Here is a 14348-nt window from a genome sequence, read left to right as displayed (position 1 = left end):
TCCGCACCCGCGGCATTCGTCAGTGCGAGAGCTGGTTCGTCTTCAACCGCACCGGTTTGCCGGGCTTGTAGTGTTTCGTGATGTTGACGCCGTCGCCGGTCACCCTGATCTCGTTGCCGGTCACCATCACTTGCAGTTTCTTCCCGTGCCAGACGAGGTTCTGAACCCCCGCCTCGCTCAGCGAAGACGGCAGGTTCGGCGTGATCACCAGGCCATCCGGTTCCGCCTCGATCCCGATGAAGGCGTACAGGAAGCTCGCCGGTGCCAGGCCGCTCTCCGGGAACGGAATGTCGGTGCCGACCTGCGTGCTGTTCGTTCCGCTGTCGACCGTGGTCTCGCCACGGAACAGCGGCGTGCCTCCGCACAGGTGGTCTGGTTCGCTCCACCGGTCGAGAATTGCGGTCATCCGCGCCCAGGCGTCGTCAGCGCCCTGGTAGCGGGCGCGAGCCATCACGTCGAACCCAGAGGTGTAGAGGATGGTGCCGCCGTCCTGCACCTGGTTGCCCCACGGTACGGTGAGGTTGTTCAGGAAGAACCAATAGCTGTTTCGCCTGGTCGTCGCCCGCGGGGCATATACCCACGCCGAGTAGATGTCTGCCGGGCCCTCGAAGTGCTCGCCGAGCGCTGCAAGGAAGCGTGACCTGGCATCCGTTGCCGGCGACCCATCTGAATACGCCAGCGCGCCCGGCTCGACGGTCATCGACGACCACCACGCGAGCGTGCCTGTGACGTTCGAGACCTCCAGGTAGTACACGCCAGGCGCCTGCTTCGGCAGATCGATATAGGCCACCTGGCCGTCACCCCAGTCGCCGAATTGCTTTTCTGCGACCTGAACGGATGCCGGGTCGCCCGGCAGTCCCTGGTACAGCACCATCCTGAAGGCGGCGCCGCGCTCGCTGTAGGTGGCAAAACGCGCGGCCACACTCGTGAACGCCGCATTGGCCGTGAAGCTCTGCCCCATGGTGTGGTCAGGCTGTATCTTCGGCGCGAGGCCCCCGCCCTCCATCAGCACGACCGAGTTCTGCAGTTCGGTGTGACCGTTGTCGAGCCAGTCGAAGATTCGGGCGGCCTGGTCGGCTGATGGCAGCCCGAAGGATGCCGCTTCCAGGTTGACGTAGGTCGAACCGAAGTCGTGGGTGACGCCGTCAACGTCGATGCACTGCACGTATCTGCCGGCAGTCTCGTTCCAGAACAGTTCGTTGTACTTCTTCTGAACCGACGGACGCAGCGCCCGCAACTCTTTCGCACGCTTGTTGTTGTGCACGTGTTCTTCGAGCTGGGCCATGGCCTCGAGAGCACCGTAGAAATAGGCATTGAGGAAGGCATCCAGATGACCGTATGAGGTGATGTCCCAGTAGTTGGACGGCACGGCGCCGTCTCGCCCGCTGTGGTCTGGCGACAAGATCGTGACGATGCCGCTGCTGCCACCGAGGGTGTCGAGGTAGAAGTCCATCGCCCTTCTGACCCGCGGCAGCATCGTGTCGAGAAAGGCGGCGTCGCCGGTCCAGGAGTAGTACCGCCAGGCGGCGAGGATGTACATCGCGTTCGATGTGAAGTGCCTGCTGTCGTAGACAGCCGGGTCAGGGAACGGCCAGCCCTGCGAATCCGGCCATGACCAGACGTATCCGTCGTCGTCCTGCTTCGTGTTCAGCAGGCTGTCCACCTGGGCTTTGGCACCGATCGTGCCGGTCCAGTCGAGGATGCGGCCTTCCCAATCGGCCCAATCGGCTGCGTGCCCTTCGAAGCGGAAGCTCAGCGCACGCTCCCAGTAGAACGTCGAGAGTTGCGCCGCCCTGCCCTGGTCGGACGCCACGAAGACCGGGAAGACCTCCGGCAGCGCCTCGGTGTGGGCTTGAACGTCGATGGCGATCGACCGCGAGATGACGGATGCCGGCTCGGCGTCGCCGGTGTTCAGCGAGAGCGCCATGGCGTCGCTGGTGATTGCGCCGTCCATGCTCGGCGAGGGTGCGGTGATCTTCAGGTCATACGGCCCGGTACCGGTCGCCGCTATCCACTCCTTTCCCACCACGGGCGTTGTCCAGGTGGTGCGGCGCTTCAGCTGGTGCGAGGGCATGTAGTGGCCGTCGTCGCCGAAGAAGCGACTGAACAGCACGCCATCCGCGTAATCGATGGAGTACCCGTCATAGAGCCACGAGGTGCCCAGCATCATTCCGAGGTCAGCACGGGGATCGGCCTGCCACTGGATCTCATACGACATGGCCAGAGTGGGGCCGGAGAGCTCCAGGTCCCACGTTGCGATGCCGTCGACTTCAAATCCGACGACGTCGATGGTCATGGTGCGTCCGGACAGCTTCTGGCGATCGCTGAATGAGGCCCCGCCAACGTCGACGGTGACATCGCCACTTCGGCACCACCACCCAGGGGTGCCTGACGCCTCGGAGACTTCGAGGTAATAGATGCCGGCGGGCTGAGCGGGAACGTCGAGGTATCCCCAACCGTTGTCCTGCAACGGGCTCAACACGGTGCTGCCGATCTCCGTGAGACCGGTCGGAGGGGTACCAGCGTAGAGGGTCAGCTTCATCGAAGAGTTCGGGTTGCTCCAGGTCGGAAACTGGCCGCCGACACGGGAGAACTGGCTTGCCGTCGCAGTGAAGGACTGGCCAAGCGTGTGGCCGGGGGCCAGCTGCACGGGCGCGTTCAGCTCTTCCTGGCGAAGGCTCACCGGCGCGGGAATCTGGATTCCGGCCAGGCTGAGCTTCGTCTCTGTGACCGTCGGGGTGACTCCCTCGTTGAAGACGGCGTCGAAGTAGTCGGTCTTCCCGAGGAAGACCGAGCTGAACGTCGTTGGCTCGTAGTTTCCGGCGCCGGTCGGGTCGCAAGACAGTTCGGTGAGCTTGCCGTAAGCGCCGGAGAGGCGTACAAATCCGTTCTCCAGGTGGTAGGTCGCGGCTTCTTCAGCGGCCGCCGCGTCGGCGGCGGCGGCTTGCATGGGTCGCACCAGGGCTGCCGTCGTGGCGACGAGGCCCGCCCCCTTGAGGAAAGAACGGCGGCTGGTGGTGAAACGACTGGTGCTGATGCTCATCGGAATTCTCCAATTACGGGATCAATGCCTCGATCTCAGCCCGAATACGAGCCGAAACCGGGCCTGAACCGGGGCGAAATGGGCAGCGTCGTACCACTTCCGTCGTGGCGACGCTGACACCGTGTTCGAGAAAATGAAAGGTTTCAAGCAGCGTATTCACGCGCGCTGGAACTGTCAAGCACTTTCCCCCCTATTCGGGTGCAATCGGCTGTGAGTCGCCGCACTGCGTACCGCCGCGCACGGCCCGGCAGTCGTCACGGTGCGGGCCCGGCCCTGAACCGGGCGCCAAGGCCACACCCGAACGGGCTAGCCGAGCACGCCAACGTCGAGGAACGCGTGTGCCACCTGCGCACCGTCGACCTCGAACCAGATCCACAGCCGGCCAGTGTTCCGATCGTCGGGAAGCACGGCCTGCACCGTCACTGCGCCCGAGAGTACGAATGGACTCACCGCAAGATCCACGGCGACAACCTGTCCGGCCGCAACCTCCGGCAACGGCGATCCGGCCGGTGTCCATGCGCTGGCGATTCGTCCCACTAACGCCGCCCGGCCGTGGTGTGAAACATACACAGGCACCTCGAACGCCTCCCGCCCCGGCGCGCAATCGGTCCCTGCTTCCAGCGGCACCACGTCGAGCACAAGGGTCGTCTCCGAATTCACCATCGACAGCGGGAACCCGCCGAGGTCCTTCAGCGACCGGTCAGCGTAGAGAAAACCAGCCGTCTCGTGCTCGACATCGGCGAGTTCGGTGTACACGTAGCCGACGATCCGATTGTGCCTGCGCAGCTCCTGCGTCTGCCAGCGCAGGTGCCAGCCGCGCTCGAGGTTGGTGAATCCGCCGCCGTACTCGCTGTTCAGGAACGGGATGCCGGTGCGCGGCACCCGGTCGTCGGCGTAGATCGCCTTGTCTGGGATGTAGTCGGGCGCGAGGCGCACAGGGAAGGAGTCCTCGCTGCCGTCGGCGAGCGCAGCCACGCGCGCGGCCCAGCCGGCCGGGGCCTCGTCGTAGCAATGCCAGTCGACGAGGTCGGTCTTGACGTGCGTCCAGCCCGAGTTGTCCACGATCGGACGCGAGCTGTCCAGCGCCGCGAGCAAGTCATACGCCCTCTCAACAGTTGCACCCTTGTCAGGGTCGCCTGGAATGTCCCAGTCCATGCCCCATTCCTCGTTGTACAGCCCCCAGACGATGACACTGGGGTGGTTGCCGTCACGCTCGACCATCGCCTCGATCTGCTCTTCGAAAGCGTCCACCGCCGCTGGCAGGAACCGGCTCGTCGACGCGGGCTCGGCCCAGACCAGCATGCCCTTCACGTCGGCGGCGTGCAGCCAACGCGGGTCCTCGAACTTCAGGTGCTTGCGAACGAGGTTGTACCCGGCATCCGCCGCCCGATCGATGTCGAGCTCGAGCGCCGACTCGTCCGGCGCGGTCAGCCCGCTGCCCGGCCAGTATCCCTGGTCGAGAACGCCACGCAGGTACAGTGGTTCGCCGTTGAGCAACAGCCGCTCTCCGTCTCGTTCGATGCTCCGCAGCCCGGCGAACGAACCGACGGTGTCCGTCCCGTCGCTTGTGGTGACAGTGACCGTCACGGTGTACAGGTGCCGGTCCTCAGGCGACCACAACACCGGGTCGGCAATCGGCAGACGCACGCCGGCACGGCCGTCGGCAACGGATGCGACATCCTCCACGCTGCGCCCGTCGCGGTCGACGGCGCGAACGGTGACCGTCGCGGACCCGGCGTTTGGCCCGCCCACGGTCACGACCGCATCGATCCCGTCGAGGCTGTCCCCGCGCAGGCTCACGACGGTGGCGTGCGTGGACGGACGCGCCTCGACCCAGACCCCCTGCCAGATTCCAGAAGTCGGGGTGAAACTGACGCCGTCGTAGTCGTCACGCGGGATCGACCGCTGCTTGCCGTGCGCGATCTCGCGCTTGTCGGACGGTGCGCTGACACGGACAACCACCTCAACACCGGATCCGCTTGCGGTGGCTCCCGCGGCATCCGTGATGTCGAACTCGAACGGTGTGTACCCGCCGGCGTGCGAACCGGCGAAAACACCGTTGACCCAGACCCGGGCCTCGCGGTGCACTGCGCCGAAGTTGAGAATGGCCCGTCGGCCAAGCCACGCCTCAGGCAGGGTGAAGGTCGTGCGGTACCAGGCGGTCTCCAGCCAGGACCTGGCGACCCCGGATGCCTGGGTCTCCCATGAGTACGGCACGACGATTCCGGCATCCCATTCACCGTCGGGGAGCGCCGCAGCATCGCCGAACTGGGCGCCGACATCGGCGAGGAAGTCCCAGGTGCCGTTAAGGTTCAGCCAGGCGCTCGAACGGTCGCGATCCGGCCGCGGAAAGGAGGGATACGGCTGGAGAGCGCCGTCGGTTCCCGGCTGCGCGCGGTCCGTACGGACCTGATCGCGAGTGATGGTGTGACGCATGGTGTTTCGATGCCTTTCTTCGGTGGTGAGACACGCGTGGTGAGACAAGCGTGATGAATCGTGGCGAGAACGATGCCAGGTCAGCCCTTGACGCTGCCGGCCAGGATCCCGTTGATGAAGTGCCGTTGGAGGAGGATGAAGATCACGAGCAGGGGAACGAGGGCGATCGTCGACGCCGCGAGCAGTTCGCCCCAGACCGTGGCGAAGTCGGCGCCGATCTTGTTGCCGGTGATGTTCTGGGCAAGCGTCGAGAGCACAACCTGCAGGGTCTGCATGTTCTCCCCCGTGGCGATGACCACCGGCCAGACGAAGCCGTTGTAGATATTCATCACCGTGAGAACGGCGATGCCGGCGATGCCAGGGCGGATGACCGGCAGCACGATGCGCCAGAAGATTCCGAACTCGCTGCAGCCGTCGACCCGCGCCGCATCGAGGAGTTCGTCCGGGACGCTCGTGATGACCTGGCGCATCCAGAAGATGGCGAAGGCGTCGATCGATCCCGGCAGCACCAGCGCCTGGTAGGTGCTGACCCAGCCGAACTCCTTCATCTCCAGCAGCAGGGGGATGATGAGCACGATCGTCGGCAGCATGAGCGTCAGCAGCACGGCGCCGAAGATCACGTTCTTGCCGATGAATTCATACTTGGCGAAGGCGAAGCCGGCCAGCGGCGCGAAGAACAGCGTGATCGCGCCCTTGAAGACCAGGACGATGCCGGTGTTCAGGAACCCCGTTGCGATCGGAACATCCTGGAACATCGCCGCGTAGTTGCCGAGCGAGAAACTGGATGGGTCGAACCCGAGCGGGTCGGTGATGATCTCAGCGGCCGGCTTGAACGAGGAGAGGATGGCCCAGGCGACGGGTGCCAGGAAGGCGATCGTGAGGATCACCAGGAACACATGCTGGCCGATGCCGAAGCGAGGACGGGGACGAAGTGTTGTCAGCGTGGTCATCTCAGTCCTTCGCTCTGAGCAGGCGGACGAAGAACAGCGACAGGATCATCGCGATGATCACCAGCAGGAACGAGTTCGCCGCACCGGTTCCCAGGTCGGACCGAGTGATGTGATTGTAGAGGTAGAAGCCCGCCGTCGTCGTCGACCCGTACGGCCCGCCATCCGTCATCACGAACGGCTCGGCGAACATCTGGAACACCGCGAGCGTCTGCATGACGGTGAGGAACATCAGGGTGCGCCGAACCATCGGCACGGTGATGCTCACCAGCTGCCGCCAGCGGCTGGCGCCGTCGAGCGAGGCCGCCTCGTAGATGTCTGCCGGGATCGATTGCAACCCTGAGAGCACGATGATGATCCCGAAACCCGTGGTCTTCCACAGGAACAGGAGCGCCAGCGTGGGCTTCGCCCACTCCGTCGATGTGAGCCAGGCGATGTCGGGAAGCCCGAAGAGGTTCAGGATGCCGTTGACTGCGCCATAGTTCGTGTCGAAGACGACAATCCAGATCTGCGCCATCGCGACCAGCGGCGTGACGAACGGGACGATGAACGCGGTGCGGTAGAAGCCCCGCATCCGCAGCTTCGAGTTGTTGAGCACGACGGCGGCGAGCAGGGCAAGCACCAGCTGCAGAGGGACGATGAGCAACCAGAGCACGCCTGAGTTGCCGAGCGAAGACCAGAACGCAGGGTTGGTCAGCAGGTAGGTGTAGTTCTCCCAGCCCCCCCAGCGGGCGACCCCTGACCCGTTCCAGTTCGTGAGGCTCAACCGGAAGGTGAAGACCAGCGGGTAGATGCTGAACACCAGGAAGAGCAGCACGAACGGGAACACGAAGGCGTAAGGGGCCAGCCGCCGCGAGGTCAGGCGCCGGGCGCCGAAACGACGCTGGTGGAACTCATCAGGGTGTCTTTCCTCTTTGCCTGTGCGCCGGCATCCTGACCGGTGTCAGGACCTGTCGATCAGGTTGGTCTGGATCTCTTCCGTCGACTGTTCGATGACCTGCTCCGGAGTGAGGTCGCCGTCGAACATCCTCTGCAGGTTGTTGCCCAGGTAGTCGACGGCGCCCGCCCACCACTGCGGAATCGGAGCGCTGCCCGGAATCTCGTTGCCGGCTTCGATCGCGGTGGTCCACAGGTCCTGGCCGCCGAGTCCGTCGATCGGTCCGAAGAGGGGTGTTGCCGGGTCGGCAGCGGGCGAGTACGCCGGGATGGAGGTGTTCAGGCCGTTCGGGTAGATGTCGTTCGGTCCGTAGACGGCGGCGTAGCCCTCAGGGTCGAACGCCAGGAACTCGTAGAACAGCCAGGCAAGGTCGCCATTCTCGGCATCCTTGGGGATCACAAAGCTCGCCCCGCCCATCGCGCCGCTTCGCGAGCCGCCGTCTTCCCAGGCCGGAAGACGCATGGCCGCCCAATTGCCCGTCGTCTCCGGCAACAGCTGTTGTGGGGCGAAGTCCCACCAGATCGACCACGGAACGAACACCTGCTGGCCGCTCTCCAGTGTCGCCAGGTCTGTCGGACCGAGGTATTCCGCGCGTGTGCCGAGACCCGCTTTGTTCACGTCGTCGAGTTGTTCACGTCGTCGAGCCAGGTGAGGATCTTCAGGTACTCGGGAGAGTCCAGCTGCAGTTCGCCGTTCTCGTCGGCGAGGCTGGCGCCCTGCTGGCTCGCGAACATCTCCAGCCACAGCTGCCCGAGGAAAGCCGACTGTTCGAGGTGGATGGGCCCGGCATCCGGATTGGCGTCCTTAACCTTCTGGGCGGCATCCGTCAGGTCGTCGTAGGTCTCGATCGACTCCGGGTCCACCCCCGCAGCCTGCAGGATGTCTGCCCGGTAGAAGAGGGGCCCGGGGTTGAGGTCCCACGGCACTCCGTAGACGTTGCCGTCGACGGAGTTGACATCGACCTTCTGCGGGGCGATGTCTTCGAGGTAAGGCGTGAGCACGTCGGACAGGTCGTAGAGCTGGTCGGCGAAACCGGCGACCTTCGCATCGTCGAGGAACACCCCGTCCGGTACGTCGGTGGCGGTGATCAGCGTGTTCGGCAGTTTTGCGTCGATGTCGACCGCTTCATGGTTGACCGTGATGTCCGGGTACTTCTCGTTGAACTTCTCGATGACGCCGTCGAAGACATTGAACAGGTCGCCGGAGCGGTCCCAGATCGTGATCTCGCCCGATGGGGAGTCCGATGTCGGCGCACTGAGCACGGCTGATGCGCTCTCCGCGCCGATGTCTGGGCCGCAGCCGGTGAGCACAAGAACAGAAGCGGCCAGCATGGCCGCGGGGGCCACCGTCTTCCGCAGGATGGACGGGGCGCGGCGGGCACCGTCGTTGACGTGGGTGATGCGCTGTGGAACGGGCATGACACTCCCTCGTGTCTGAGTGGGATGGGGGTTATCGGACGGGTGCGGTGCATTTGCTACGATGCAAACGTAGCGGGAAATTTGCCACGATGCAAATGTAGACTTGCTGGAGTCGAAGGAGTCTTGTGAGCACTGTCACCATGAAGGACGTCGCGAAGCTTGCGGCCGTCTCGCCGCGCACCGTGTCCAACGTGGTCAACGGATATCTCCACGTCAGCGACACGGTTCGCGCCCGGGTTCTCGCCGCGATCGACGAGCTGGAATACCGTCCGAACCTGCTCGCGCGCAACCTCCGCACCGGGCGGACTCACATGCTGGCGCTCATCATCCCTGAGATCGACGTCCCGTACTTCAGCGAGCTTGCCCGCGACGTGATCGATGTCGCAGGCGATGCCGGTTACCGGGTGATGATCGACCAGACCGCACACGATCACGAACGCGAACGCGAACTGCTGGTCGGCAACGATCGCAACATGCTCTTCGACGGCATCCTGTTCAGTCCGCTCGTGACCCAGTCGGAGATCGCCGAGATGGACCAGGCGACCACGCTCCCGCTGGTGCTGCTCGGAGAGCACACCTTCACCGGCCGCTTCGACCACATCGCGATCGACAACGAACGTGCGGCGCACGATGCCACACAGCACCTGATCGACCGGGGCAGGCGCCGCATCGCGGCGATCGGCGACCAGCCGCTCGAGGACTACCAGACGCCTCGGCAGCGAACCGCCGGGTACCTTGCCGCCTTGGCGAAGGCCGGCGTCACCCCGGATCCCGCCCTGATCGTTCCCGCCGCGCGCTACCATCGCGTCGACGGCTACGAGGCCGCGGCCAGGTTGTTGGCCGAGGCCGGGCGTCCTGACGCGATCTTCTGCTACTCAGACCTGCTGGCAATGGGCGCGATGCGGGCGGTTCTCGACGCCGGCCTGCGGATCCCGGAGGATGTCGCGGTTGTCGGCATCGACGATATCGAAGAGGGCCGCTTCTCCAACCCCTCGCTGACGACCGTCTCGATCGACAAGCGGCACATCGCCGCGGCATCCGTTCACCGCCTGATCGAGCGAATCGACTCGCCTGACCTGCCTGCGGTGCAGATCGTGGTGCCGCACTCCCTCGTGGTGCGTGGCAGCAGCTAACAGCCGCCACCGGAATCCGAAGTGGCGCCTGAATCCGAGGATGGTGCCGCTGGGCGCGAGGATTCCGCATCATGGGCATTCTCCTGGTACCGATAGGTGGCGCTATCGTCCTGGACGAGGAAGGTCTCTCCATCGTCGGTCTGCCAATGCAGGATCAGCGACCCGAATCGCTCGGCCAGCTTCACCAGCGACTCAAAGTCGGCCACGTCGAAGACCCGTCGACCCGATAGCGGGACGGGACCGACGCTCACAAGCAGGCTGCCGTATCGACGTCGGATAACGGCGCGCTCCCCCGCGGCAACCGCGTGCTTGCCGCCGAGCAGGACGATCACGCCGCCGAGGAGCGCAATCAGGAGGAGCGCGAGGGAAAGGACCCGAGCATCCATCGCCGAGATGCTCCAGTTGCCGAGCTGAAGGAGCCGAGCGGCAACGGCGGGCTGCGCCACAGTCGCCGTATCGCGCACCGTCAAGGCCGCAGGGCCGTCCTTCAAACTCACCTGCAATGGCGCAAGAACCAGGTGGAGTGCGGGCGAAAAACTGTGCCCGGCCGCAGTTTCGATGTGTGGTGTGACGGAGACGGTGATCGGTCCGGCAGGAATACCGGTGACCTCGGCGGCGGCCCGCGCCCTGGCTTCAAGAGCGTCGAGGTCGAGCAGCACGCTTCCTTCGTAGCCGTCATCGGTGAAGTCGGACGGTGGGCTGAGGGGGATGCTGGTATGCCACCCACTCCCTGCGGACAGCTCTGCCGTGACCTGCACCGATCCCGGTTCGCCGTTGTAGACGTAGCCGATCTCGAGTGATTCGGTGAGGTTGCGGAAGACCGGGTCTGGCGACGTGACCGTCGTGCCGTCGTAGACCGGGCTCTGCGCCACGGTGGCTTGATACGAGAAGCTCATCTTGCCAGTGCTCGGCGTCTCGGCGATGGCTGTTCGTTCGACAGGTCCACCGAACCAGGCCGGCAGTCCGATGGCGACACCCAGGGCGGCGGAGAGAACGACCACAGCTCCCCCGATCCGCACCGGTGCCGGAAAAGAACTGAAAGAGGGCCGCGATGTGGTCTTGCGTGACATAGATGGTCTTCCTGGTCTCCGGTTTCGCCTGGACAGGGACGCCGTCCCGGTTCCCGCGATCAGCAGTATGAATGCCGCAACCCCGAGGCCGGCCGGTGATGCGAGGTGCTCGAGCCACGCGCCGCCCTGCGGGATCCGAACGACGAGTGCACCAATGAATTCGGAAGACGAGGGTGTCTCTGGGTCGATGAAAATGTTGTTATCGCCCTTGAAGCTGTACTCCCCGTCGTTGACGGCAACAATGCGATGCATCACGATGGTGTCCATACGCGCGCTACGGTAGGCGACGACGTCTCCCGGGTTGTAGCTGTCGGCCCGGTGGAGCACGGCCAGATCGCCGGTTTGGAACCCTGGCTCCATGCTGTTGCCGGTGGTCACCACATAGGACGCACCCCCGCCGATAGCGGTCGGGAGCAGCCAGAGACCGGCGGCGACGGCGAGGAGAACCACGAGGATTCGTAGAGTACGCATAGGTGATAGCGGATGCGGTGCGGGGGCCGGCTGGCAACGCCGGCCCCGGCATCGCTGGGTGCTAGCTGGCCGAAATGTCCAGACGGATGACGTTGACAAGCCCCGCGAAGGTGCAGACGACATCGGTGCTGGCAGGAACGACCGGGTCAACGGACGCAGCGACCGCCGTCTGAGTGCAGTTGGTCGCGGCCTGCGTCGTCGTGCCGTCGCCGATGGAGGCCGTGATTGTTGCCGGCGTGGTGGCGAGGTCTTCCGCGACGTGGAATGCGACGGCAGTTGTCGTGTCGGTGGTCGCGTCGGTGGTGTATTCCACGCTGGAGACGCTGACACCGCTGATCGTCTGGTTCGTGGAACCGACAATCTTGTTTGCCTGGTCGATGGTGCTGGTGGCCGTGAAGGCCGTTCCGGCGACGGCGACGAGGCCCGCGATGCCGAGAGCGGTGATGAGCTTGCTGGACTTACGCATAGTGGTTCCTTAGTTTTACCCCGGGGCGCACGAAGGCGTGCCTATGCACGGTGCGCACCGGGGGGATTCGGATGGGACGCTCGCAGGACTGTCGCACTGAAGAATGTGTATCAAGCCACACGAGAACAAGGAAACGATAACATAAGCAATCTATTCGTACAACTAACTTGACCAGCAATCTTTTTAATTAGTTGGTCCGAAATGGCACTAGACAGCATGTGCAATCGGTAAACTTGGAGGATTATCAACCAGCTTGGGAGTCAAGAGAAGTGACCATAATGAATGCCCTTGATCCACCCGATGATCAGGTCCAAGCACTCACCGTCGCGCTACGGCGGCTCCTTGGAAGCGGGGAACAGTTCCGTCATTCCCGCGCACAGCAGTTACAACTTGGCCGCAACGACCTCACCGTTCTGGCCCATCTCTACGACAGCGGTCCGCTTACCCCGCGGGACATTGCTGCGCTGTTGGGAATGACCTCCGGCACCATCACGCCGCTCTTGGACCGTGTCGAGGAGGCCGGGTTCCTCAACCGGAACAAGAATCCTGCCGATCGTCGGAGTCTGCTGATCACGATCACGCCAGCCGGACAGCACGCGCTGGATTGGATTCATGATCAGCTCGATGTCGCGATGCGTGAAGTGTTGGCAGAGATCAGCGAGCCGGATGCCGAGACCCTGGCCATGGTGCTCGACCTCTTCAGCCGGGCACTGGACGCTCGAGTTCAGGCCGCTCCAGGCGTCGAACCAGTATCCCCACCGCCTCCCCGCACTGGGCCTCACGCGTTGTAGCACGGCGCTTCACTTATCCGGCTGCCAAGCCGGCGGCGACCAGGACAAGGGCCGTTCCGGCGAGCATCGACGGACCGAACGGAACGTTCGTGCGCAGTTTGGCGCGCCGGAACGCGAGCAGAACGAGGCTCACGCACGCACCGATGATGAACCCGGCAGCGGCACCGAGAATGAGAGCTGTCCAGCTTTGAAAGCCCAGGTATAGACCCACAGACGCGGCCAGCTTGACGTCGCCCATGCCAAGGCCGGTCGGTGAGACGAGCGCAAGAATCAGGTAGGCCAGGAACAGACCGCTCGCCCCGGCGGCTCCTCTGATCAAGTCATCCCATCGCCCTTCGGTCAGCGCGGCGAGAAGCAACAGCCCCAGCCCAACGATCGCCGCCGGTATGACCAGAATGTTCGGGATCAGACTCGAGCGCCAGTCGACAACGGCAATCTGGACGGCGAAGAGGGCGAAGATGCAGTAGGCAAGACCCGACCAGGTCGCCCCACCCATGGCAGCAGCACCGGCTGTCGCGACTGCCGTGGCCACAGAGGTACCGATGTCAGCGGCCAACCCAGGAGGCGGCGCCTCGCCCAGTTGCGGGAGATGCCGCCACAGCCAGCGCTGGAGCACGCCGCCCGCTATCCCTCCCAACATGAAGACAAGGCATACGAAGAGCGCGGGGATCATCGCCACCTGATTCCTGTCACCACGTCACGAGCTTATTCACATGCTGCCGACCACGGTGATCACTGTTGGGCCAAGGACCGCGATGAACAGGACGGGGAGGATGAAGAGCATCAACGGGAAGAGAACCTTCACGGGGATCTGCATTGCCTTCTCTTCGGCTCGCTGGCGCCGCTTGATGCGCATCTCTTTTGCCTGAGTACGGAGAACAGCGCTGATTGAGATGCCGTAGCTGTCTGCCTGCACAACCGCTCGAATGAACGCACGAAGGTCGGGCACCGACGTGCGCCGCGCCAACGATTGATACGCCTCTTTCCGCGACATCCCCACGCGCATGTCCTGCAGGGTACGGACCAGCTCCTCGGCCAACGGGCCTTTCCCATTCTGGCCGGCCCGTGACATGGCGGCTTCGAAACCCAGACCGGCCTCGACCGCGATCAACATCTGGTCCAAGGTGTCCGCGAGTTCGAGTCCGATCCGCGCCTGGCGTTCGATTCCCCGACTGTAAAGCAATAGGTCTGGCACGAAGTAGGCGATCGTGATGACCGAAAGGACGAGCGCCAGCATCCAGCCGGTCGGGGCTGCGCTGAAGAGCGCTGCCCCGAGGAAGCCTGCGACGAGAGCCAGGAGCGGCTTGGCTTTAAGGATCTTAGGCATGGGCCATCCGGCGGGCCGGCCGGCGAGCGCGAGGAGTTGATCGAGCTTGCTTCGATTGGCCGGAACCACGAACCATCCAGCGATTCTCCACCCGGTGGGAGATTCGGAGGCGCCTGGTTGGTCGGGGCCGCCGAGCCCTTGAGCGAGGTTCTGGCGAATGTCCCGGCGAGCTCGACGGTCGCCCGGCGTCAGCAGCCATGCCACCAGGGGCACGGATACTGCGACGAGAATGATCGCAACCACGAGGGTGATCGGCATCACAGCCTCCTCTCTCGGCTCGATCTGCCAGGCGGGCGCGCCGCCCTCGGC

At 64.3% G+C, this 14348-nt stretch carries 12 protein-coding genes; 2 read left to right on the top strand and 10 right to left on the bottom strand.

Translation table 11 applies throughout. From position 1 onward, the window contains the following. Window positions 1-19: 19 nt before the first annotated feature. From K323_RS0120910 to K323_RS30305, 6 genes are all read right to left on the bottom strand, one after another. Entirely contained in the window at window positions 20-3043 is a 3024-nt protein-coding gene (locus tag K323_RS0120910; protein ID WP_022887213.1) for an MGH1-like glycoside hydrolase domain-containing protein, read from the bottom strand. Between the two features lie 306 nt (window positions 3044-3349). Then, complete coding sequence (locus K323_RS27735) at window positions 3350-5479, bottom strand: glycoside hydrolase family 2 protein (RefSeq protein WP_022887212.1); 2130 nt, start codon at window positions 5477-5479, stop codon at window positions 3350-3352. An 80-nt stretch (window positions 5480-5559) separates the two neighbouring features. Then, window positions 5560-6429, bottom strand: coding sequence for a carbohydrate ABC transporter permease (locus tag K323_RS0120900; protein ID WP_022887211.1), 870 nt, complete (start codon window positions 6427-6429; stop codon window positions 5560-5562). 1 nt (window position 6430) lies between these two features. Then, the gene (locus K323_RS27730) at window positions 6431-7255 is read right to left on the bottom strand and encodes a carbohydrate ABC transporter permease (protein ID WP_022887210.1); all 825 of its coding nucleotides are present in this window, start codon (window positions 7253-7255) and stop codon (window positions 6431-6433) included. 114 nt (window positions 7256-7369) lie between these two features. Then, window positions 7370-7981 (bottom strand): type 2 periplasmic-binding domain-containing protein, encoded by a 612-nt coding sequence (locus tag K323_RS30310; protein WP_211219884.1) that lies wholly within the window; start codon window positions 7979-7981, stop codon window positions 7370-7372. Continuing rightward, on the bottom strand, window positions 7978-8781 hold the full coding sequence (locus K323_RS30305) for an ABC transporter substrate-binding protein (protein WP_211219883.1): 804 nt from the start codon (window positions 8779-8781) through the stop codon (window positions 7978-7980). Before K323_RS30305 ends, K323_RS30310 begins: the two co-directional genes overlap by 4 nt. Window positions 8782-8906: 125 nt before the next feature. Here K323_RS30305 and K323_RS0120885 point away from each other — a divergent pair, with 125 nt between their 5' ends. Further along, window positions 8907-9914 carry a LacI family DNA-binding transcriptional regulator gene (locus K323_RS0120885; RefSeq protein ID WP_022887209.1) on the top strand — a complete coding sequence of 336 codons (1008 nt, stop codon included), beginning with the start codon at window positions 8907-8909 and terminating at the stop codon, window positions 9912-9914. On the opposite strand, the gene K323_RS0120880 is transcribed toward K323_RS0120885, so the two are convergent. Both K323_RS0120880 and K323_RS0120875 read right to left on the bottom strand, forming a co-directional pair. Beyond that, on the bottom strand, window positions 9911-11455 hold the full coding sequence (locus K323_RS0120880) for a signal peptidase I (protein WP_169515710.1): 1545 nt from the start codon (window positions 11453-11455) through the stop codon (window positions 9911-9913). The two genes, K323_RS0120885 and K323_RS0120880, sit on opposite strands and share 4 nt — an antisense overlap. Window positions 11456-11516: 61 nt before the next feature. After that, a complete protein-coding gene (locus K323_RS0120875; RefSeq protein ID WP_022887207.1) occupies window positions 11517-11921 on the bottom strand; it encodes a hypothetical protein in 405 nt (134 codons plus the stop codon). Window positions 11922-12199: 278 nt separating this feature from the next. Here K323_RS0120875 and K323_RS29150 point away from each other — a divergent pair, with 278 nt between their 5' ends. Then, complete coding sequence (locus tag K323_RS29150; protein WP_022887206.1) at window positions 12200-12712, top strand: MarR family winged helix-turn-helix transcriptional regulator; 513 nt, start codon at window positions 12200-12202, stop codon at window positions 12710-12712. Window positions 12713-12725: 13 nt separating this feature from the next. Here K323_RS29150 and K323_RS0120865 read toward each other — a convergent pair whose 3' ends face one another. Next, window positions 12726-13385 carry a prepilin peptidase gene (locus K323_RS0120865; RefSeq protein ID WP_022887205.1) on the bottom strand — a complete coding sequence of 220 codons (660 nt, stop codon included), beginning with the start codon at window positions 13383-13385 and terminating at the stop codon, window positions 12726-12728. A 36-nt stretch (window positions 13386-13421) separates the two neighbouring features. Further along, the gene (locus tag K323_RS0120860; protein WP_022887204.1) at window positions 13422-14297 is read right to left on the bottom strand and encodes a type II secretion system F family protein; all 876 of its coding nucleotides are present in this window, start codon (window positions 14295-14297) and stop codon (window positions 13422-13424) included. Window positions 14298-14348: the final 51 nt, after the last annotated feature.

Source organism: Glaciibacter superstes DSM 21135 (assembly GCF_000421145.1).
Lineage (GTDB): Bacteria > Actinomycetota > Actinomycetes > Actinomycetales > Microbacteriaceae > Cryobacterium > Cryobacterium superstes.
This window is presented reverse-complemented; position numbering and strand designations above follow the sequence as displayed.

What these genes read in the sequence shown, in the direction of transcription:
- K323_RS0120910 (WP_022887213.1), bottom strand. Translation starts at nt 3,043, where the DNA reads ATGAGCATCAGCACCAGTCGTTTCACCACCAGCCGCCGTTCTTTCCTC.
- K323_RS27735 (WP_022887212.1), bottom strand. Translation starts at nt 5,479, where the DNA reads ATGCGTCACACCATCACTCGCGATCAGGTCCGTACGGACCGCGCGCAG.
- K323_RS0120900 (WP_022887211.1), bottom strand. Translation starts at nt 6,429, where the DNA reads ATGACCACGCTGACAACACTTCGTCCCCGTCCTCGCTTCGGCATCGGC.
- K323_RS30305 (WP_211219883.1), bottom strand. Translation starts at nt 8,781, where the DNA reads ATGCCCGTTCCACAGCGCATCACCCACGTCAACGACGGTGCCCGCCGC.
- K323_RS0120880 (WP_169515710.1), bottom strand. Translation starts at nt 11,455, where the DNA reads ATGCGTACTCTACGAATCCTCGTGGTTCTCCTCGCCGTCGCCGCCGGT.
- K323_RS0120875 (WP_022887207.1), bottom strand. Translation starts at nt 11,921, where the DNA reads ATGCGTAAGTCCAGCAAGCTCATCACCGCTCTCGGCATCGCGGGCCTC.
- K323_RS29150 (WP_022887206.1), top strand. Translation starts at nt 12,200, where the DNA reads ATGAATGCCCTTGATCCACCCGATGATCAGGTCCAAGCACTCACCGTC.
- K323_RS0120865 (WP_022887205.1), bottom strand. Translation starts at nt 13,385, where the DNA reads ATGATCCCCGCGCTCTTCGTATGCCTTGTCTTCATGTTGGGAGGGATA.
- K323_RS0120860 (WP_022887204.1), bottom strand. Translation starts at nt 14,297, where the DNA reads ATGCCGATCACCCTCGTGGTTGCGATCATTCTCGTCGCAGTATCCGTG.